We start from the raw sequence: 21755 nt of genomic DNA, 5'->3' as shown, positions 1-21755 counted from the left end.
AGGCATGGCCATGTCTAACGCTTTGTCCCACGCTTTGATCGCTTCCGGCCTCGCCAAAACCTTCACCATGCATTTGCGCGGTGGCCTTGAACTGCCCGTGATCGCCAACGCGGGCTTCGTTTTGTCAGCCGGTCAATGCGCCGTGCTCGGTGGTCCGTCGGGCGCCGGTAAGAGTTCGATCCTCAAAATGCTTTATGGCAACTATGCCGTGAACGCCGGCAGCATCCTCGTGCGCCATCGCGGCAAGGACGTCGATCTAGCCACCGCTGATCCGCGCATGATTCTTGAAATCCGACGCGACACGATTGGCTATGTCAGCCAGTTTCTGCGCGCCATGCCGCGCGTCAGCGCGCTCGACATTGTCAGCGAGCCTTTGGTGCAACGTGGCCTCGACCGTGACAAGGCGACGCGCCGCGCGGCCGATCTGCTCCAACGCCTTAACCTGCCGGAACGGCTGTGGCACCTGCCGCCGGCGACATTCTCGGGTGGCGAGCAGCAGCGCATCAATATCGCGCGCGGCTTCATCACCGATCATCCGATCCTGCTGCTCGACGAGCCGACGGCCTCTCTGGATGCGATCAACCGCACCGTTGTGGTGCAGATGATCGCGGAAAAGAAGGCCGATGGCATCGCGCTATTGGGCATCTTTCACGATGCCGACGTGCGCACCGCCGTTGCCGATACCGTGATCGACGTCACCGGATTTGCTCCCGACAGAAGGGCTGCCTGATCATGCCGCGCCTCTCCGAAACGCCGACCATTCATGCGTCGGCCCGCGTCGAAAATTGCCAACTCGGCCGCTACACCGAGGTGGCGGAAGGCGGACGTCTCATTGAGACGGAGCTTGGCGACTATTCCTATGTCATGGAAAATTGCCAGAGCTGGTGCGCGACCATCGGCAAGTTTGCCAATATCGCCGCCTCAGTGCGTCTCAACGCGACCCATCATCCGATGTCGCGCGCGACACTGCATCACTTCACCTACCGCGCTTCGGACTATTTCGACGACGCACACTACGAAGAGGATTTCTTCGCCGCCCGGCGCGCCAAGCGCGTTCGGATCGGCCATGATACCTGGATCGGCCATGGCGTGACGATCCTGCCTGGTGTGAGCATCGGCGATGGCGCCGTGGTCGGTGCGGGCGCCGTCGTCACGAAGGATGTGGCGCCCTACACCATTGTTGGCGGCGTGCCCGCCGCGCTGATCCGCCACCGCTTTTCGGCTCGGATTGTCGAGCGGCTGCAGGCCTTGGCCTGGTGGGATTGGCCGCATGATCGTTTGCGCGGCGCTCTTGATGATTTCCGCGATCTCAGCGCCGAAGAATTCCTCGAACGGCATGAAAACAGTGCATCAAATCAACCCGCTGTGAACGATCATGGAGCTGTCATAACAGCGACAACTGCCTGTCATGTAGCAAGATTAGCCGAGTAGAGGCTGTACCTTGATCGGCTGAAATCCGGGTCTCCCAAATGGGGACGACTGCAGTCAACAAACCCTTATCGCCCAGAACCTCCGGAGTCTTCGGACCTAAACCAAGGAGCGACTTCATGGACGCCATCAGCATTCGCAATCTGTCTAAAACGTTCGGCAAGAAACGCGCATTGAATAACATCAGCCTGGATATCCGAAAGGGCGAGATGGTTGCGCTGATCGGTGCCTCGGGCTCCGGCAAGAGCACGTTGATCCGCCATATCTGCGGCCTTGAAATCGCCCAGACGGGTCAAAGCTCGATCGAGATTCTCGGCAATCCGATGCAACGCGGCGGACGCTTGGTGTCTCGGGCCCGGGAAATCCGACGAAATATCGGTGTCGTTTTTCAGCAGTTCAATCTGGTCGGCCGTCTGTCGGTTCTTTCCAATGTGCTGCTCGGTAACCTCGGTCGTATTCCGCTATGGCGCGGCACGCTAGGTATTTTCACCGCCGAGGAAAAACGCCTCGCTCGTGAAGCACTCGCCCGCGTCGGCATTTCGGAAGTCGCCTGGCAACGCGCCTCGACCCTTTCTGGCGGTCAGCAGCAGCGTGCCGCCATCGCGCGCACCTTGGTACAGCGCTCCAATATCCTGATCGCCGATGAGCCGATTGCCTCGCTGGATCCATCTTCAGCTCGACGTGTCATGGAAGTTCTGGCTGCGATCAATCGCGATGAGCAGATCACCTGCATCGTCTCCCTGCATCAGGTTGAATATGCGCGCCGCTATTGCCCGCGCATCATCGCCCTGCGCGACGGCCAGATCGTATTTGATGGTCCGTCCTGCGAGCTGACCAATCAATCCTTGGTGGAACTCTACGGCACCGATTCCGAGGAGCTGATCCTCACCGACATGCCGGCGCCGTCCGTCCCGTCCAGCCCGTTCGGCAAGCCGCTGGTCCCCACCGGCGCGCTCGTCACCGCCTAGTCCGTTCACGTCAATCAGGGAAGCCAAACCATGAAATCTGTCTTCAAAACTCTCGCGGCGCTCTCCGTCGCCTTCACGCTGTCGACTGCCGGTTCTGTTCAGGCCCAGGAGATCAACTTCGGTATCATCTCGACGGAATCGCAGCAGAACCTCAAGCCGAAATGGGAGCCCTTTCTCGCTGACATGAAGCGTGAAACCGGCCTCGACGTAAAACCCTTCTTTGCTTCCGACTATGCCGGCGTGATCGAAGGCATGCGCTTTGGCAAGGTGCAGATGGCTTGGTACGGCAACAAGTCGGCGATGGAAGCGGTCGATCGCGCCGATGGCGAGATCTTCGTGCAGAGCGTCAGCTCCGATGGTAGCCCCGGTTACTGGTCGCTGATCCTGGTGCCGAAAGACAGCAAGCTGACCTCGCTCGACGATCTGCTGAAATGCGACAAGAGCCTGAATTTCGGTCTGGGCGATGTGAATTCGACCTCCGGCTATCTGGTGCCGACAACCTTCATCTTCGCGGCCAAGGGCATCGATCCGAAGCAATGCTTCAAGAATGTCACCAATTCCAACCACGAGACCAATGCCATGGCGGTGGCCAACGGCCAGCTCAATGCCGCAGCCAATAACACCGAAAACATGGCTCTGATCGAGAAGAACAACCCCGCCGCTTTCGCCAAGATCCGTGTCCTCTGGAAGTCGCCGTTGATCCCGTCCGATCCGATCGTCTGGCGCAAGAGCTTGCCGCAGGCGACCAAGGACAAGCTCAGCGCCTTCTTCCTCAGCTATGGCACCGACAAATCGAAGGGCAATGTCGCCAAGGAACGTGAAATCCTGGCGGCCCTGCAATGGGCGCCGTTCGTGGCTTCGACAAATGATCAGCTGCTGCCGATCCGCGTGATGGAATTGACCAAGACGATCGCCAAGATCCAAGGCGATACCAAGCTCTCGGCCGAGGAGAAGAAGGCGCAGCTCGATAAGCTCGAAGCCGAGAAGGCTGGTTACGAAGCGCGCATCAAGAGCTCGCAGAGCTAGGCCCGCGTCCGCGATGCCGGCCGCCCCAATCGTGGGAGGCCGGCATCCGACCCGGCAGAAAGCCCCGAAAGAGCTTCATGAGAACGCCCCAATGAGCCAGCTCGCTAATCTCACCGCCGATCAGCCCCGTGCCGAAATTGCGCGGGACTGGACGCGCACCATCTGGAATGCCCTGGTATGGGCGGTTCTGGCGATTCTGCTCGTCTGGAGCTGGGGGCCAGCCGAGATGTCGCGCTGGACTTTTCTGTTCACCGATGCCGGCAACATGGCGCAATATGCGCGCGGCTTCAGCCATCCCAATTTCGCTGAATGGCGCTATTATATTCACGAGATGGGCGTGACCATTCAGATCGCCTTGTGGGGCACGTTCCTCGCGACGGTGCTCGCCATTCCTTTCGGCATTCTGTCAGCACGCAACGTCGCGCCCTGGTACATCGTTCAGCCGGTGCGTCGCTTGATGGATGCCTGCCGGGCGATCCATGAACTGGTGTTCGCCGTTCTATTCGTCGTTGCGGTCGGTCTTGGTCCGTTCGCCGGCGTCATGGCGCTGTTCGTTCATACCACCGGTATTCTAGCGAAACTGTTCTCCGAGGCGGTCGAGGCGACCGATCCCCGTCCTGTCGAGGCGATCCGCGCCACGGGCGCATCGCGCCTGCAGGAGGTGATCTTCGGTATCATTCCACAGGTCATCCCACTGTGGATGTCCTACGCGCTCTATCGCTTCGAATCCAATGTCCGTGCCGCCACCGTACTCGGTGTCATCGGCGCTGGCGGTATTGGCCAGGTGCTGTTCGAGAACATTCGCGGCTTCTACTACCCGGAAGCCTCAGCCATGCTGATCATCATGCTGTTGACTGTGTCGATCATCGACATGCTGTCGCAGCAATTGCGAAAGGTGTTCATCTGATGCGTTACGCGGTGTATTTCACGCCGGAAAAATCCGATCCCTTGACGATCGCCGCGCAGGCTTGGCTCGGTCGCGATGTTTTCAGCGGTGAAGCCATTCCGGCGACCGATCATGAGGGGCTGACGGCCAGGGATCTCTGGCATCACACCGCCGCGCCGCGACGCTATGGTTTCCACGCGACACTGGTTGCACCGTTTCATCTGGCAGCTGGTGTGAGCGAGCAAGATCTGCTCGCTTCGATCGCCGGTTTTACCGGCACATGCGAGCCGTTCCAGATTCCCCGGCTTGAGGTTGCCCGCCTCGGCAATTTCTATGCTTTGACCCCGGCGGTTCCCTGCGAGCAGCTCGATGATCTGGCCTGGTCGGCGGTCGATCATTTCAACACGCTGCGGGCGCCGCTGAGCGAGGGCGAAATCGAGCGCCGCAGCCTGGTCGGGCTGTCACCGCGCCAATTCAATTATCTGGTGCGCTATGGCTATCCCTATGTGCGCGACGAGTTTCGCTTCCACATGACCCTGACCGGCTCGGTCGCCGACGCCACCGACGGTCTTGAGACGGCGCTCGCAAGCTATTTTTCTCCGATTATTGCCGCGCCGGTTTCCGTCGACAGCATCACCCTGTTCGTCGAGCCCGAACGCGGCGCCCCCTTCAACGTCCACAGTGTGCATCGCTTCGGCAGGACCGAAGCCAGAAGGTATGCCTGAAATGTCTCGTGAAACTGTCATCAAGAATGCGTGCATCGTCCTCGAGGACGAGATCGTCACCGGCACGATCCTGCTGCGCGACGGCATGATTGCCGCCATCGATCAAGGCACGTCGAATATCGGCGAGGACATGGAGGGCGACTATGTCATGCCCGGTCTCGTCGAACTGCATACGGACCATCTGGAATCGCATTATTCGCCGCGCCCCGGCGTGCGCTGGGACAGTCTCGCCGCCATTCAGGCCCATGACGCGCAAGTGGCGGCTTCCGGGATCACCACCGTTCTCGACTGTCTGCGGCTCGGGTCAGACGAAGAGGGCGGCTTTCTGCGCGGTGAAATGCGTGAGGTGGCCAACGCCCTGGAAACCGCCCGTGAGGAAGAGCGGCTGCGTGCCGATCACCTGATCCACCTGCGCTGTGAAGTCTCGTCCGAAGACGTTCTGGACCAGTTCGAAGACTTCAAGACCGATCGCAATGTGCGTCTGGCTTCGCTGATGGATCATGCGCCCGGCCAACGGCAATTCCAGACGTTTGAACAATATGCGCTCTACTACAAGAAGAAGCGCGGCTTGAGCGATGAAGCCTTTGCGGTCTTCGCCGATCGGCGAAAGGCAGCCTCGGATCGCTATTCGGCGCGGCACCGCCGCACGATCGCCGAATATTGCAATGACAGCGGCATCGCCACCGCCAGTCATGACGATGCGACCTTGGAACATGTGGCGGAATCGAAAGCCTTCGGGGTGCAGGTCGCTGAATTCCCCACCAGCATCGAAGCCGCGCAAGCGTCACACGCTGCAGGCATGTCGGTTCTCATGGGTGCGCCGAATATCGTGCGTGGCAAATCCCATTCCGGCAATATCTCGGCCCGCGAGCTGGCCACCGCCGGTGTGCTCGATGTGCTGTCGTCGGACTATGTGCCGTTCAGCCTGATCCATGCGCCGTTCGTTCTGTCCGACGGCGAGAATGCGCTGCCGCTGACGCAGACCATCCGCATGGTGACGGCGACGCCGGCGCGCGCCGTCGGTCTCGACGATCGCGGCCGTATCGCGGTGAACCTGCGCGCCGATCTTGTGCGCGTGAAGCGCGTCTCCGGCGTGCCGGTGGTGCGTTCGGTTTGGCGCGAGGGTCAACGCGTTGCTTGATACGCCAAGAAGCATTCATGACGTGTCGGCAGCTGCCGACACGCTGGGTGCGCTAATCGTTGTCGTGGGGCCAAGCGGTGCCGGCAAGGACAGCCTGATTCGCTACGCGCGTGCGCAGCTCGCATCGGACCCGGCCTTTCTCTTCGTTCGCCGGGCCGTCACACGGCCAGCGGATGCGGCGTCGGAGGATCACGACACGCTGTCGCCTGAGGCCTTCGCTGCGGCCGTCGCTCAAGGTCAGTTCGCGGTGACTTGGGAAGCCCATGGCTTGCACTATGGCATTCCGTCGAGCGCCAAGGCCCATGTCGGAGCGGGAGGCGTGGCCATCGCCAATGGCTCGCGCGCTGCCTTGCCGTCGATCCTGGCCAGTTTCGATCAGGTCACCATCGTGCATGTTACCGCAACGCCGGAGGTGTTGGCCAGCCGGCTGGCCCTGCGCGGGCGCGAGGATGCAGCCAGCATAGCGGCGCGACTGCGCCGCAACCTGCCGGAGCCTACCACCTGTGGCGCGTGGCTTGAGATCGATAATAGCGGCGAACTCGCAGCCGCAGGTGAAGCGCTGTTGTCGGTCATTCGCGGTTTCAAGCCGCGTTGAGAAAAGGCGAGGGGCATGAGCCGTTGATCAGCGGCTTCTTCTCAGGCAGAACAAATCTTCAACATCATTCATTTTGAAGATTTCATATGACGAAGCTTTATTCGATCACGCTTTCAATCGCTGGAATTATCCTTCTCGCCATTGGTTTCTATATCCAATTTGGAAACAACGGTGTTTCGCAAGCGGATGAGCAACGTTGCGCCGCGATCGTCGAGCGGCTGTATGGCAACAGTCCGCAAGCCAAGGAGGCGTTGCGACCAAAATGCAGCGAGCCTGGCATGGTTGCGATGATGGATGCGCGAACCGAAGGAAAAGGCGCATCGGAAACAGCACAGGCGATCGCATCGGCAAACAATGGGAGCCTAGGGGCTGATATCGTCAGCTATGCGCTCATGGGGGGCGGAGCTGCTGTGCTCCTTGCTGGCTTGGCTTTGCTGATGCGCCGAACAAAGCGGGAAACAGCGGGCTAGGCTTTCTGCCCTTCGTTCTGGCGCCATCGCAGTGACGATCCTGATCGGTCGCCAGCCCGGAAAAGCCCATGAAAAAGCCCCGACGCTGCTTGACGACGTCGGGGCTTGAGAACCGCCCAATTCCTCATGTTCCCGAATCTGTTGCTCAGAGGGAGCGGATTGAAATGGAGGTTGATTTCAATCTCACTGAATGTCCGGGTGCCACGAGGTGCGGCTTGTTCCGGCCGGGGTATTGCGCCCCCCGGCCGAAATCTTAGTTCGAGATCAGAACTGGCGCTCGACACGCATGCGGCCGGTCCAGTTGTTCGGATTGACATTGGCGAGGGTGCCAAGGCCAACCGGGACCGACAGCGGCAGGTTCTGATTGAGACGCGCGTAAGACAGTTCAACGCCGATGTCGAAATTACGCACCGGCGACCAGATCAGCTGACCCACAGCCGTCCAAACATTGGCCCTCGACAGACCGCCCTGCGACCAGGCGGTGTTCTGGGTGACGCTGCCCGGATCGATCCGCAGGTAAGAACCGATGAGGTTCGAACGCAGCGAGGGAGTCCAGTAGTGGGTGAAGATGGCCGTGGCGCTCAGCGCCTTGGTCTGTTCAGAGCCGCCGAGCGAGCAGGCGGCGTTCACGCAGAACAGGGTCAGGTTGCGATCGGCGCGCAGATAGCCGCCGAGGTAGTTGCTGGTGAGCAGCGTATTGGCGCTGGCGCCATTCGACGTGATGTAGTCGAGCGCGCCGACACCGTAAGCCACCCAGACCTGAGCGCTGTCGCCAGTGGCGAGCATCGGCAGGTTAACCTTCACGCCGCCGCTGACCGCCCAGCCGGTGCGCCGAACCGCAGGACCGGCATTGCCGACCACGGCAAGATTGGCATTGCCGAAGGTCGCCGAGTTCTCAAGCACGGCGCCCGACACCATCGCCGAGCCCCAGCCCTGATCGACGCGCAGGTTGGCGACGAGAGCCGGCAGGCGTTGCGCCACCGGACCGGCAAGCGCGCCGGTGGCGGTGAACGGGTTGGCGCCCAGGGTATTGGCGGTCATCGACATCGGCAGATCGCCGCGGTTTTCGATCGCCAGTGTGCCCGAGAAGCCGCCACCGAACGTCGCGGTATAAGCGAGCTGGCGGATGCCGCTCGGGAAGGCCGCGTTTAGCATCGAGCTGTAGGCAAAGTTCGGCAGGAAGACGAAGTTCGAATTCGCCTGGCCGACGGTGAAGCCGGCAAAGCGGATGTAGGCTGCTTCGATCGTCGCCGTATTGGCATTGCCGCCGGAGAAGACACCGCCGGTATAACCGGGCGAGGCAACGCCAAGGCCGCTGGCGGCCTGCAGGCGCAGCGAGAACACGGTCTGCACGGTGCCCCACGCGGACTGCGTGCGGGCATCCATGTTGATGATGCCGCGCGCATACCAGCCGGTCTGGTCAACCGCGTTCGAGCTGATGAACGTTCCGGTGCCACCACCCGTCGAGCGGCTTGAAACCGCATTCTTCGAGGGGGTGTACCAGCCATCGACACGAACACGACCGCCAACCTTCAGGCAGGTGTCGGTGCCGGGAATCCAGTAAAACCCTTGACCATAGGCGTCGCACACGCGGACATATTCCACGGGTGCCGCCTTGCGCGACGGCAGATCTGCCGCCTGCGCCCCAGCCGCGGCGAGCAAAGCCGCCGTTGAACCAAGCAGAAGACTCTTGGTGAAACTCATTGAAAAACTCCGCCAGACGAATCTGAACTTTTATTGTCGTAGGAAAAGCCGGGATCTCGCCAATTGGCGGGCATAATTCCCACGAACTTGCCGTAAATATGTCCTCGCGATCCCGCTCGATAGGAAAATAGCGCAAGTTAAACTTAGTGGTGTTCACGAACACTTGAGCTTGCCTGTTTGCTGGGCCGGTGTGGCGCCGCAGCAACGGTTTTGCTCGTTTTCCGAGCAATCTAGGGCCTTACGAGGCCTTTCCTGCCCAATGGTGGACGCAAGATCAGGCGAGAATAAGCCAATAAAAAAGCCCCGACGTCGCTCGGACGTCGGGGCTTTAGAACCGCCCAATTCCACATGTTCCCAGATCTGTTGCTCAGAGGGAGCGGGATTGAAACGGAGGCCGATTTCAATCTCACTGGATTGTCCGGGTGCCACGAGGTGCGGCCGTTCCAGCCGAGGTATTGCGCCCCCCGGCTAGAATTCTGGTGATCGCGTTTCTATCGAAACGCGATTTGCTCTGGATTAGAAGGTGCGCTCGACGCGCACGCGACCGGTCCAGTTGCTCGGGTTAACATTGGCGAGCGTACCCAGGCCGGCGGGAACCGAGAGCGGCAGGCTCTGGTTCAGTTTGGCGTAGGAGAGCTCGACACCGATGTCGAAGTTACGCACCGGCGACCAGATCAGATCGCCCGCGACGTTCCACAGATGCGCCTTCGACAAACCGCCGTTGGCCCATGCGGTGTTCTGGCTGACGCCGCCCGGCGTGATCTGCACATAGGTGCCGACCAAGTTCGAACGCAGCGACGGGGTCCAGTAGTGGGTGAAGATCGCCGTGGCGCTGAACGCCTTGGTCTGTTCCGAACCGCCGGCCGTGCAAGCCGCGTTCAGACAGAACAAGGTCAGGTTGCGATCGACGCGCAGGAAACCACCGAGGAAGTTGGTGGTGGTGGCGAAGTTGGCGTTCGCGCCCAAGCCATAGAGGTAATCGAGCGCGCCGACACCATAGTTGGCCCAGAACTGAACGTGATCCCCCTGCGCGATCATCGGCAGGTTGATGCGACCACCAGCACCGACAGCCCAGCCGGTGCGGTTGACCTGCGGACCGGCATTCCCAACCACCGCGAGCGACGGATTGGCGAAGGTGCCGGTGTTTTGCATCACCATGGCGGACACCATGGCCGAACCCCAGGGCTGGTCGACGCGCAGGTTGCCGACGAGCGACGGCAGACGTTGCGGGACCGGTCCAGCCGTCGCCGCCGTGGCGGTGAACGGGTTCGGGCCAAGCGTGTTGACGGCCCCTGCCACGATCAGGTCACCCTTGTTTTCGAGCGCCAGGGTGGCGGAGAAACCGTTGCCAAAGGTGGCCGTGTAAGCGAGCTGGCGGACGCCGTTCGGGAAGCCCGCGTTATACAGCGATTGATACTGGTAGGGCGGCAGGAACGTGAAGTTCGAGGCCGCCTGGCCGACGGTGAAACCGGCGAAGCGGATGTAGGCGGCTTCAATCGTCGCGGTATTGGCGTTGCCAGCGGCAAACACACCAGCGGAATAGCCCGGCGGCGTGTTGGCAAGGCCAGAGGCCGCCATCAAGCGCAGCGAGAAGACGGTCTGCACCGTGCCCCAGGCGGACTGGGTGCGGGCATCCATGTTCACGACACCGCGCGCGTACCAGCCGTTCTGATCGATCCCGTTCGAGCTGATGAACGTACCGGTGCCACCACCGGTCGAGCGGCCGGACACGGCATTCTTCGCCGGGGTGTACCACCCGTCGACACGGACGCGGCCACCGACCTTCAAGCAGGTGTCGGTACCCGGAATCCAATAGAAGCCAGCGCCATAGGCGTCGCAGACCCTCACATATTCGACAGGTGCGGACTTGCGCGATGGCAGATCCGCGGCCTGCGCACCGGCCACGGCAAATAAAGCCGCCGCGGAGCCGAGCAGGACACTCTTAGTAAACGTCATTCGTTTGCCTCCGAAAATCGCCGAACTGACTGAAATCAGATCCTCCGCATCGGCAGAAGAAGTCGGAACCCAGCCCTCCAGCACGCTCCTCCCTGAATCTTGAGGTAAATTCACCTCAGTGATTCTACGGGTGAGGGGCAATGTATCGAAATCGTGACAGGCCGCCACAGTCGAATGGTTTTCCGCCGCTCCAAGACCGCCTTTTCTCCGCAGATGTGGCGGAATTGTTACAAAATAGGTGGCTATACGGCTGTTTTTGATCGATATTCGACTGGTTCGTAAGAAGAGCTGTCGGAGCTTTGCCTAGCCTTGGGGACCAGGCTACCGACGCTGCTTTTCGATAAAGAGTGTGGATTTTCAGGCCACTTGGGCAGGCTGCCTTGGGCGGGCCACCTGCACTGTGGCGACGAGGCAATATCCCCCAGGCGCAGGCCGGGGCAGCATGAGGTTCCGGAATCGAAGCCGTTAGGCTTGCGCTTCAGACTTGCTCAATGGAGCCAAAGTCAAAAGTCTGACCGTCCGGATTTTCGCCGACGCGTAGAATCTTGTCGCTGACAAAGTGATGGGGCGGGACCGGCAGATTGTAGGGTGCTGGAACGCCGGAGAAAACACGCCCGGCCAGATCATATTTGGAACCGTGACAGGGACAGAAATAGCCATCATAGCCACTGACGCTGCCGTCCGGCTTGAACTCCGGCAGGCAGCCGAGATGCGTGCAGATGCCGACCAACACGAGAAACTCGGGCTTGATCGAACGATGCCAGTTCACCGCGTAGGGAGGCTGTTGCAATTGCGTGGACTCGGGATCGCGCAGCATGGTGAGGAGCTGCGGGTTTTGCAGGCTGCCCAACGCCGTCGCTGTTCGATTGACGATATAGATAGGCATACCACGCCATATGGCCCGGATTTGCTGCCCCGGTTCTATCCGACTGATATCGATATCGATCGGAATACCAGCGGCGAGAACTGAAGCATCCGGTTGCATCTGATTGATGAGCGGCCAGACAACGGCGGCAGCACCGACACCGGCCATGGCAGCGGTGGCGATATAGAGAAAGTCGCGTCGATTGGGGTTCTCGGGAGAAGCGACGGACCGGGAGGGATTTGGAGTCGAGCGGTTTGCAAGCGAAGGGTTTGGCGTGGAGGAGGTGTCTCGCATGGCATTCGCCTCTTTTCATTGCGCGAGACAGATGCTGGTCCTGCACTCCGACAAATCTGGGGCGGTTCACGCAGGATTGCGATTGTTTCACGAAATGGCCATGAGCCGGCAGAAACGCCAACCAAGAAACGCCAGCTCCTCAGTTTCCTTCTGACCGACTTCGAGCTTATCGGCCCGTCGGCGGTTCGCTCCAGCCTCCACCCAGAGCTTGGAACAGGCTAACCACGGCCAGCATCTTGCTCAGGCGCACCTGTGCCAGCGCGGTGTCGGCGGTGAACAGTGTCTGCTGCGTCTGCAACACCGAAACCAGATCGACAGTGCCGCCGCGCAATTGCGTTTCGGCCACTTGGAAGGCCTTCCGCGAAGCGGCGACGACCTGACCTTGCAGCTGCAATTGCAGCGTCGTCTGTTGCAGGGTTACGAGTGCGACTTCCACATCGGAGAAGGCCGAGACAACCGCTTTGCGATAGCTCTGCAGGTATTGCAGCTGCAGGCCACGGGCCTGCTTGAGCTGGTTCTCGAGCAGGAAGCCGTTGAAGATCGGCTGCGTCAGCCCGGCGGCCATTGTGTAATACCAGGCACCAGGGACAAACAGCGACGACAGGGCACCACTTTGAAAGCCGGTGGTGCCAGTGAGCGTGACCTGCGGGAAGAAAGCGGCGCGGGCCGATTCGACGGAGAAGTTCGACGAAGCGAGCTGTGCTTCCGCCAAAGCCAGATCGGGCCGGCGGGTGAGCAACTCCGATGGTAGCCCCGGCGTCACGCGCGGCACGGCGATGCGGGTCAGGCTGGCGCCTTTGATGGTGAAGCCCGTCGTCGGGCGCGCCAACAACACGGCGAGCGCTGCCAGATTCTGTTTCACCGTCACCTGCAACGGCGGAATCGAAGCCTTTACCTGGGCGACCAGGGCTTCCTGTTGCGACAGCTGCAATTGCGAGGCTGTGCCACCGGCCATCTGCTTGCGGATGAGATCGAGAATGCGATTGGCGGCGGCGAGATTTTCCTGCGCCACGCCGAGCTGGTCTCGTGCTGCCAACACTTGAAAATAGGCGTTGGCGACCGAGACTGTGGTGGTGAGTGCAACCACGTCGCGATTGTAGCGGCTGCCGATGAAGGTTTCAGATGCGGAATAGAAAGCGGCGCGGTTCTTGCCCCAGAAATCCAGCATGTAACTGGCGGTCAGGCCGAGGCTGAACGTAGAGTTCAATGACGCGCTTGATCCGCCGGTGGCCGGCGTCCGTATACGCTCGGCATTGCCGACCCCGCCGACGGTCGGCAGGAGGGGCGCTCCGGCCGCGCCGGCCTGGGCCTCTGCCTGAATGATCTGCGCAACGGCAACGGCAATATCGAGATTGGCGCTCTGCGCATCGAGGACGAGATCGGTCAATTCGGACGAGCGGAAGCCGCGCCACCAGTCAGGCGCTGGCAAGGCGGCATCGGCCTTGCGCGGCGCCGTCTCATAGGCGACCGGCACCTCGACCTCGGGATCAGGATGCTCGCTGTTCAGAATACAGCCTGACAGGCCGACAGCCATCAGCGGAATGGTGGCGATCCGGATGAGCCGCCGGCGCTTCGTCGTACGCATGGATGTGGCAATTAACGCAGAAATCCAGGGCACACTGACTCCAGAATGCATTCGCCACACCTTTAGTTCGGTCGTTCGCTAGCTCAGTCGTCCGTTAGTTCATTGATCCGCTGCCACGCAGCACCGGACCCGGCCGCCGCCGCCAGCCTTTGGCCCAGAGTCGGAAGCGGTCGACGTATATATAGATCACCGGGGTCGTATAGAGTGTCAGAACTTGGCTCAGGATCAAGCCGCCCACAATAGCCACCCCCAACGGCCGGCGGAGTTCGCTACCCTCGCCAAACCCGATGGCGAGCGGCACGGCGCCGAGCAGCGCTGCCATGGTCGTCATCATGATCGGGCGAAAACGCAGCAGACAAGCCTGATAGATCGCATCGTGGGCCGATAGGCCATGGTTGCGCTCTGCGTCGAGCGCGAAGTCGATCATCATGATCGCATTTTTCTTCACAATGCCGATAAGCAGGATGACGCCGATCAACGCCATGATCGAGAATTCGAGCCCGACAGCGCTCAGCGCCAACAGGGCTCCGACGCCGGCCGACGGCAGCGTCGAGAGAATGGTCAGCGGATGAACATAGCTCTCGTAGAGAACACCGAGCACGATATAGACCGCGATCAGCGCCGTCAGGATCAGCATTGGTTGGCTGGCAAGCGAATCTTGAAAGGCGCTGGCGGTTCCCTGGAAACTGCCATGAATGGTGGCTGGCATGCCGATCCGGGCTTTGGCAGCATCGATGGTCGCCACCGCATCGCTCAAGGCGACGTCAGGCGCCAGGTTGAAGGAGATGGTGCTCGCGACGAGAAGACCTTGGTGGTTGACCGAAAGCGGTGTGCTGCCAGGGCCAAACTGCGCCACTGCCGCCAGCGGCACCATGGTTTCAACGCTGGTGCTGACCGCGGACCCTGTCGAGCTGACTGTTTTACCCACTGCGCCGATGGAATTGTTCGCCTGATTGATGGCCGCACTGGCGCTCGCGGACGTGGTGGTCGTTGATTGTCCTGACGTGAAAGTGCCGGCCACCGCATTGGTCGCTTGCGAACCACTGACTGAGCCGCCCGACGTGCTGATGTAGACCTGTTTCAGGGTTTCGGGGTTCTGCCAATACTGCGGCGCCACCTCCATCACCACGTGATACTGATTGCGCGCGACATAGATGGTCGACACTTGGCGCTGGCCGAAAGCATCATAGAGCGTATTGTCGATCTGGCTGACGGTTATGCCCAGGCGCGCCGCCGTATCGCGGTCGATGATGAGATTGGCCTCAAGCCCTTTGTTCTGTTGATCGCTGTTGACATCGCGCAGGCTTGGCGCCTGCTGCAAGGCGGCCGTCAGCTTCGGTGTCCATTCCGCGATCTCGGCCGCATCGTCGCCTTGCAGCGTATACTGATATTGCGCGTTGGACTGTCGCCCGCCCATGCGGATGTCTTGCGCCGCTTGCAGAAACAGGGTCGCGCCGGGCACCACGGCAAGCTTGCCCCGCAGCCGTGCAATCACCTGATCGGCGGTCACCTTGCGTTCCGCCAGGGGCTTGAGCGATACGAACATAAAGCCGGAATTGGTCTGGCCGCCGCCGGTGAAGGAGACGGCTGTGTTCACCGCCGGATCGTCTTTGACGATGTTGGAGAACTGGCTCAGCTTTTGCGACATGGATTGGAAAGAGATGGCCTGATCGGCTTGAATTGAACCGATGATCTGCCCGGTGTCCTGCTGCGGGAAGAAGCCCTTCGGGATCGTGTCATAGAGATAGCCGTTGAGACAGAGCGTCCCCAACAGCAGCAGCATAATGAACCGCGGGTGATTCAAAGCCCAAGACAAGGACCGGCGATAGGCATCCAGCATCGCCTCGAAAGCCCGCTCGCTCGCCCGATAGACGCGCCCGTGGCGCTCGCTTTCCCCGCGCAGCAGCACCGAACACATCATTGCGGTCGTCGTCAGCGAAATCACCAGCGACACCAGAATGGCGGCCGACAAGGTAATGGCAAATTCGCGAAACAGGCGGCCGACCAGCCCGCTCATCAAGAGAATCGGAATGAAGACGGCGATGAGCGACAAGCTCATCGAGACGACCGTGAAGCCGACCTCCTGCGAGCCCTTGATCGCCGCGTCGATGGGGGAAAGCCCGGCGGACCGATGACGCGAAATATTCTCGAGGACGACCACCGCGTCGTCGACGACGAAGCCCGTGGCGACGGTCAGCGCCATCAATGACAGATTGTCGATGCTGAAACCGAGCAGATACATGATGCCGAGCGTGCCGATCAACGAGGCTGGCACGGCGACAATGGGCACCAGGGTGGCGCGCCAGTCGCGCAAAAAGGCGAACACCACCAGGATCACCAGGATGATCGAAATCATCAAGGTGCGCTCGACTTCCTTCAATGAGGCCCGAATGGTCGTCGAACGGTCAAGCGCCACGGAAATGTCGATGGCCGGCGAAACCGACGCTTGTAAGGTGGGAAGCAGCGTGCGGACACGATCGACCGTATCGATGATATTGGCGTTCGGCGAGCGGAACAGCACGAGCAGAACCGCCGGCTTGCCATTGGCGAGGCCGGCGTTGCGTAAATTCTCGACTGAATCGATGACCTGCGCCACATCGCGCAGGTGCACTGGCGCGTTGTTGCGATAGGCGATGATGAGATCGCGATAGTCGGCGGCGACGATCCCCTGATCGTTGGCGTAGATCTGGTAGCGCAGGGGACCAATTTCAATCGCGCCCTTGGGCGCATGGGCATTGGCGGCGCCGAGCGCTGCGCGCACGTCTTCCATGCCAATACTATAATGGTAGAGCGCTTGCGGGTTGAGTTCAACACGCACCGCTGGCAGCGAACTGCCATTGACATCCACTTCGCCAATGCCGCCGACCTGGGACAATTTCTGCGCCAGCACGGTGCTCGCCGCATCGTAAATCTGGCCGCGCGTCAGCGTATCGGAGGTGAGCGCCAGAATGAGGATCGGTGCGTCGGCCGGATTGACCTTGCGATAGGTCGGGTTCGATCGCAGGCTCGTCGGCAAATCGGCGCGCGCCGCATTGATGGCCGCCTGAACATCGCGCGCCGCGCCGTCGATATCCCGATTGAGACCAAACTGCAGGGTCACGCGCGTGCTGCCGACGCTGCTCGACGAGGTCATTTCGTTGACGTCGGCGATCTGGCCAAGATGGCGCTCCAGGGGGCTGGCCACCGTATTGGCCATCACCTGAGGACTGGCGCCCGGCATGGTCGCGCGGACGGAAATGACAGGATAGTCGACCTGTGGCAGTGGCGCGACCGGCAGCAGCGGAAACGCCACCAGACCGGTCGCGATCAAACCGATCGTCAGCAAAGTCGTCGCCACCGGGCGGCGGATGAAGGGAACTGACAAATTCATGGCGTCAGGTCCGCCCTCTGCCCGCTGGGATCGGGGGTGCCCTGAAACCGCGTCGCCAGCCGGTCGAACCAAAGATAGATGACCGGTGTCGTGAACAGGGTCAGCGCCTGGCTGACCAGCAAGCCGCCGACAATGGTGACGCCAAGCGGATGACGCAGTTCCGAGCCGACGCCGCTGCCCAGCATCAGTGGCAAGGCACCGAGAATTGCCGCGGTCGTCGTCATCAGAATGGGCCGGAACCGCAGCAGGCAAGCCTGGTAAATGGCTTCGCGCGGCGACCTGCCCTCGTGGCGCTGCGCCTCCAGGGCAAAGTCGATCATCATGATCGCATTTTTCTTGACGATGCCGATGAGGAGGATGATGCCGATGAGCGCGATGATGGTCAGATCTTCCCCGGCCAGCATAAGCGCCAGCAATGCGCCAATGCCGGCCGATGGCAGAGTCGACAGAATGGTGATCGGATGGATGAAGCTCTCGTAAAGCACCCCGAGCACAATGTAGACCGTCACCACGGCAGCGAGGATCAGGAACAGTTCATTGCCCAACGCCGCTTGGAAGGCGGCCGCCGTGCCCAGGAAGGTAGCGATGACGCTGGGTGGCATCCCAATCTCGGTCTGCGCCTGCTTGATCGCATCGACCGCCTCGCCAAGCGAAACATTGGGCGCCAGGTTGAACGAGATCGTTGTCGATGGGAATTGACCCATATGGGTGATCTGCAACGGTGACGTATCGATGCGCGTCTTGGCGACGACCGAGAGCGGAATAGGGTCGCCGCCTGTTGACGTCGGCAGATAGATTGATGACAGGGACCGCATCGACTTTTGCATATCGGGCGAGGCTTCGAGGATGACCCGATACTGGCTGGATGTCGTGAAAATGGTCGAGACGATGCGCTGGCCGAAAGCATCATAAAGCGCATTGTCCACCGTCGCCGGCGTGACGCCAAACCGGGCGGCCTGATTGCGGTCGATATCGACGAAGACAGCAAGGCCGCGATCGGACAGGTCACTGGTGACATCGGCGAGCTGCGGCAACGTGTTAAGCTTATCGATCAGCTTCGGTACGAATTCCGACAGTTCAGCCGCATTGGCATCCTGCAGAGCGAATTGATACTGTGTGCGGCTGACGGTGCCGCTGATGGTCAGATCCTGCACCGGCTGCATATAGAGCGTCATGCCAGGCAGGCTTTGTGTGCTCTCCTTCAATCGGTCGATCACCGTGGTGATATCGGAGCTGCGTCCCGGCTTGAGATTGATCAGCATCCGCCCGACATTGAGCGTGGTATTGGTGCCATCAACGCCAATGAAGGACGACAGGCTCTCGACATCCTTGTCCTTGAGAACGATCTCGGCCAGTTTCTGCTGACGTTCGCCCATGGCCGCGTAGGAGGTCGATTGAGGGGCCTCGGTAATGGCCTGGATGACGCCGGTGTCCTGGACAGGAAAGAACCCCTTGGGGATCTGGATATAAAGGATGGCTGTCAGCACCAGGGTGCCCAGCGCCACCAGCAGCATGCCTGTCTGCCGGTCGAGCACCCAGGTCAGCATGTGACCATAGCCACGGATCACCCAGTCGAAGAATTCGCGGCTGGCGCGTTGAAATCTATTCTCGCGGATTTCCGACTGGGGCAGGAGCAATTTGGCGCAGGCCATCGGCACGAGCGTGAGCGACACCACGGCTGAAATCAGAATGGTGGTGGCAAGGGTGACGGCGAATTCGCGGAACAGACGCCCAACCACATCGCTCATGAACAGCAGCGGGATCAGAACCGCGATCAGCGAAACGGTCAGGGAGATGATGGTGAAGCCGATCTGCTCGGAGCCTTTCAGTGCGGCTTCAAGCGGCGTGTCACCCTCTTCGATATAGCGCGAGATGTTCTCGATCACCACGATGGCATCGTCGACGACGAAGCCGGTGGCGACGGTCAAGGCCATCAAGGACAGATTGTCGAGGCTGTAGCCGAATAGATACATGACGCCCAGGGTACCGACCAGCGACAATGGCACCGACAGGCTGGGAATGAGCGTGGCGCGCGAGCTGCGCAAGAAGACGAAGATCACCAGGACGACCAGGAGCACCGCCAGCGTCAGCTCATATTCGACGTCGCGGACCGAAGCGCGGATGGTTGTGGTCCGGTCGGTCAAAACCGTCACGTCGATGGCGCCCGGCAGGGAGGCCTCGAGTTGCGGCAACAAGGCCTTGATGCGGTCGACCACATCAATGACATTGGCGCCAGGCTGGCGTTGAATGTTGACGATGATTGCCGGCGTTGAATTCATCCAGGCGGCGAGTTTGTTGTTCTCGGTGCCATCGACGACGACGGCCACGTCACTGAGCCGCACGGGCGCGCCATTCTTATAGGCGACGATCAGCGGTCGATATTGATCGGCGCTCTGGAGTTGGTCATTGGCATTGACCGTATAGGCGCGTGTTGGCCCGTCGAAATTACCCTTCGGCTGATTGACATTGGCATTGCCAAGGGTGGTGCGCAGATCGTCGATATTAAGGCCATAGGCCGCGAGTTTGCGCGGATCGGCTTGAACGCGGACGGCGGGGCGCTGGCCGCCGCTGAGGCTGACGAGCCCGACGCCGGGCAATTGCGAAATCTTCTGCGCCAGCCGCGTATCGGCCATGGCTTGGACGTCACGCAGCGCCAAGCTTTTTGACGTCAGCCCCAGCGTGAGAACCGGCGCGTCGGCCGGATTGACCTTGGCATAGATTGGCGGCGCCGGCAGGTCGGCTGGCAGCAGATTGCCGGCGGCGTTGATTGCTGCCTGCACTTGCTGTTCGGCGACATCGAGCGAGATCGCAAGGCTGAACTGCAAGGTGATGACGGAAGAGCCAGCCGAGCTGATCGAGCTCATCTGGTCCAGATTGGGGATCTGGCCGAGCTGCACTTCCAGCGGCGCGGTGACTGAAGAGGTCATCACGTCCGGGCTGGCGCCGGGATAGAAGGTCTGCACCTGGATGGTCGGGTAATCGACCTGGGGCAGGGCGGAGATCGGCAGGAAACGAAACGCCAGTATGCCCGACAGCAGAATCGCAATCATCAGAAGGGTTGTTGCGACGGGCCGCAGGATAAACGGGCGTGAGGGGTTCATGGCGATTGACCGCCTTGGTTCTGGCCGCCCTGATTACGCCGGCCGCCGCCTTGTCCTGGTCCCTGGCCGTTCCCTTGCCCGCTTCCTGGCACGCGTGGTGTTGCATTGGGCGCGGCTGGTTGTGTCGGTGCTGTCTGGGCAGGTGCTGTCTGGGTAGGTGCTGTCTGGGGCGCCGCCGCCTGGGCCGGCGCGGTGGTATCCGTATGCACATTAATCCGGGCGCCATCGCGCAGCCGATCAATGCCGTCGACGACGACCGTTTCGCCAGCCTTGAGACCGTCCCGGATTTCGACACGCTCGCCATTGGTCGGCCCCAAGGTGACCTTGCGCACCGAGACCGTGCTGTCGGCGTTCACCACATAGACGAATGTGCCGGGTGAGCCGCGCTGAATGGCTGGCGTGGGGGCGATCACCACATTCTCATGCCGGTCGACCAGCAGTTCGACATTGACGAACTGGTTGGGATAGAGGGCGTGATTGTCGTTGGGAAAAATGGCGCGCAGCTTGATCGTGCCGGTCGTCGGATCGATCGAACTGTCGAAGGTTTCGAGCTTGCCGTCGGCGAGCTTGGTGTTGCCGGTGCGATCGAAGGCGGTCACCGGCAGGGTCACACCGCCAGCCATACGCTGACGGATCGCTGGCAGTTGATCTTCTGGAACAGTGAACAACACGCTGATCGGCAGCAATTGCGTGATCACCACGATGCCATTGGTGTCCGTCGGCGTGATGTAATTGCCTTGGTCGACCTGGCGCAGGCCGACGCGGCCATCGACCGGCGCCGCGATGCTGGTGAAAGCCAGATTGACCTCGGCCGCTTTGACGGCGGCCTGATCGGCTTCCACCGTACCCTGATATTGCGCCACCAGCGCCACCTGGGTGTCGAGCGTCTGGCGTTGCACGGCATTTTGGGCGGCCAATTGCTGGTAGCGTTTGAGATCGACCTGGGCGCCCTGCAGCGTGGCTTGGTCGCGCGCGAGCTGACCTTTCGCCTGGGCCAGCGCCGCCTCATAGGGGCGCGGATCGATCTGCGCCAGCAGATCGCCCTTCTTGGTTTCTTGCCCTTCGGTGAAAGCCACCTTCACGAGCTGGCCGCTGATCTGCGTGCGCACGGTGATCGTCGCGAGCGAGGTGACCGTGCCGAGCGCATCAAGCGCGATATCGATACTGCCGGTGCCGATCACCGCGGTGCCGACCGATGCAGGTGGCGCGGCGCGCCGGTTGACCGCGGGAGTCTGCCGTTCAGCCGGCTGCTGGCGATGCGACCACCAATAGACGCCGGCCGCGAGCAAGGCGAGCACCACAAGCCAGACGATCCCCGAACCGCGCGGCCGGCGCTGGGTGGGGTTTACGACTTCCTTCGGAGTGTCGACACGTTGTTCCAAAGCCGCACTCTCCAACCCGTTCTAGCTTCGATATGTCGAAAATTCTGAAGGCCGTCGAATTAACAGTTCGCAAGATTCACAGACCGAACTGCTTTGCGCCGTAACAACCTGAAGCATTCGAAAGGATACCACGTCGATTGCCCGTTTTTGCGGCGGACGCACCGCATGGGCGAATAACAGTTAAGCTGCTGAAGTGATTGAAATATATGTCTGAAACTGCGGGCGTGCAATTCCGTTCCACGGCTGAGACAGGCCAAAG

At 60.9% G+C, this 21755-nt stretch carries 16 protein-coding genes; 9 read left to right on the top strand and 7 right to left on the bottom strand.

Annotation, left to right across the window (positions count from 1 at the left end):
• Nucleotides 1-10 precede the first annotated feature (10 nt).
• The 9 genes from phnL (at nt 11) to BLW50_RS16880 (ending at nt 7239) form a co-directional block, all read left to right on the top strand.
• Nucleotides 11-730, top strand: a complete 720-nt coding sequence (phnL, locus tag BLW50_RS16920) for a phosphonate C-P lyase system protein PhnL (RefSeq protein WP_090709255.1) — start codon at nt 11-13, stop codon at nt 728-730.
• Nucleotides 730-1431 (top strand): DapH/DapD/GlmU-related protein, encoded by a 702-nt coding sequence (locus BLW50_RS16915; RefSeq protein WP_090709252.1) that lies wholly within the window; start codon nt 730-732, stop codon nt 1429-1431. The genes phnL and BLW50_RS16915 overlap by 1 nt, the downstream gene beginning before the upstream one ends.
• A gap of 116 nt (nt 1432-1547) precedes the next feature.
• Nucleotides 1548-2396 (top strand): phosphonate ABC transporter ATP-binding protein, encoded by an 849-nt coding sequence (gene phnC / locus BLW50_RS16910; protein WP_090704640.1) that lies wholly within the window; start codon nt 1548-1550, stop codon nt 2394-2396.
• 30 nt (nt 2397-2426) lie between these two features.
• Nucleotides 2427-3422, top strand: coding sequence for a phosphonate ABC transporter substrate-binding protein (gene phnD / locus BLW50_RS16905; RefSeq protein WP_090704639.1), 996 nt, complete (start codon nt 2427-2429; stop codon nt 3420-3422).
• Between the two features lie 91 nt (nt 3423-3513).
• Entirely contained in the window at nt 3514-4329 is an 816-nt protein-coding gene (phnE, locus tag BLW50_RS16900) for a phosphonate ABC transporter, permease protein PhnE (RefSeq protein ID WP_090704637.1), read from the top strand.
• Nucleotides 4329-5033 (top strand): DUF1045 domain-containing protein, encoded by a 705-nt coding sequence (locus BLW50_RS16895; protein ID WP_090704635.1) that lies wholly within the window; start codon nt 4329-4331, stop codon nt 5031-5033. The genes phnE and BLW50_RS16895 overlap by 1 nt, the downstream gene beginning before the upstream one ends.
• Before the next feature lies 1 nt (nt 5034).
• On the top strand, nt 5035-6174 hold the full coding sequence (locus tag BLW50_RS16890) for an alpha-D-ribose 1-methylphosphonate 5-triphosphate diphosphatase (RefSeq protein WP_090704632.1): 1140 nt from the start codon (nt 5035-5037) through the stop codon (nt 6172-6174).
• Between the two features lie 22 nt (nt 6175-6196).
• Entirely contained in the window at nt 6197-6769 is a 573-nt protein-coding gene (gene phnN, locus BLW50_RS16885; RefSeq protein ID WP_244544281.1) for a phosphonate metabolism protein/1,5-bisphosphokinase (PRPP-forming) PhnN, read from the top strand.
• Nucleotides 6770-6855: 86 nt separating this feature from the next.
• Nucleotides 6856-7239, top strand: coding sequence for a hypothetical protein (locus BLW50_RS16880; RefSeq protein WP_090704630.1), 384 nt, complete (start codon nt 6856-6858; stop codon nt 7237-7239).
• 264 nt (nt 7240-7503) lie between these two features.
• Here the strand turns inward: BLW50_RS16880 and BLW50_RS16875 are convergent, their stop codons facing one another.
• The 7 genes from BLW50_RS16875 to BLW50_RS16845 form a co-directional block, all read right to left on the bottom strand.
• On the bottom strand, nt 7504-8943 hold the full coding sequence (locus tag BLW50_RS16875; protein ID WP_090704629.1) for a porin: 1440 nt from the start codon (nt 8941-8943) through the stop codon (nt 7504-7506).
• Between the two features lie 516 nt (nt 8944-9459).
• Complete coding sequence (locus BLW50_RS16870; RefSeq protein ID WP_090704627.1) at nt 9460-10899, bottom strand: porin; 1440 nt, start codon at nt 10897-10899, stop codon at nt 9460-9462.
• A 478-nt stretch (nt 10900-11377) separates the two neighbouring features.
• Nucleotides 11378-12058, bottom strand: a complete 681-nt coding sequence (petA, locus tag BLW50_RS16865; RefSeq protein WP_090704625.1) for a ubiquinol-cytochrome c reductase iron-sulfur subunit — start codon at nt 12056-12058, stop codon at nt 11378-11380.
• A gap of 166 nt (nt 12059-12224) precedes the next feature.
• Nucleotides 12225-13643, bottom strand: a complete 1419-nt coding sequence (locus BLW50_RS16860) for an efflux transporter outer membrane subunit (RefSeq protein WP_090704623.1) — start codon at nt 13641-13643, stop codon at nt 12225-12227.
• 94 nt (nt 13644-13737) lie between these two features.
• Nucleotides 13738-17013 (bottom strand): efflux RND transporter permease subunit, encoded by a 3276-nt coding sequence (locus BLW50_RS16855; protein ID WP_090704622.1) that lies wholly within the window; start codon nt 17011-17013, stop codon nt 13738-13740.
• Nucleotides 17010-20114 (bottom strand): MdtB/MuxB family multidrug efflux RND transporter permease subunit, encoded by a 3105-nt coding sequence (locus tag BLW50_RS16850; protein ID WP_090704621.1) that lies wholly within the window; start codon nt 20112-20114, stop codon nt 17010-17012. Before BLW50_RS16850 ends, BLW50_RS16855 begins: the two co-directional genes overlap by 4 nt.
• Entirely contained in the window at nt 20111-21496 is a 1386-nt protein-coding gene (locus BLW50_RS16845) for an MdtA/MuxA family multidrug efflux RND transporter periplasmic adaptor subunit (RefSeq protein ID WP_090709246.1), read from the bottom strand. Before BLW50_RS16845 ends, BLW50_RS16850 begins: the two co-directional genes overlap by 4 nt.
• Nucleotides 21497-21755 lie beyond the last annotated feature (259 nt).

Origin of the sequence: Beijerinckia sp. 28-YEA-48, from assembly GCF_900104955.1 — a bacterium.
Classification (GTDB): domain Bacteria; phylum Pseudomonadota; class Alphaproteobacteria; order Rhizobiales; family Beijerinckiaceae; genus Terripilifer.
This window is presented reverse-complemented; position numbering and strand designations above follow the sequence as displayed.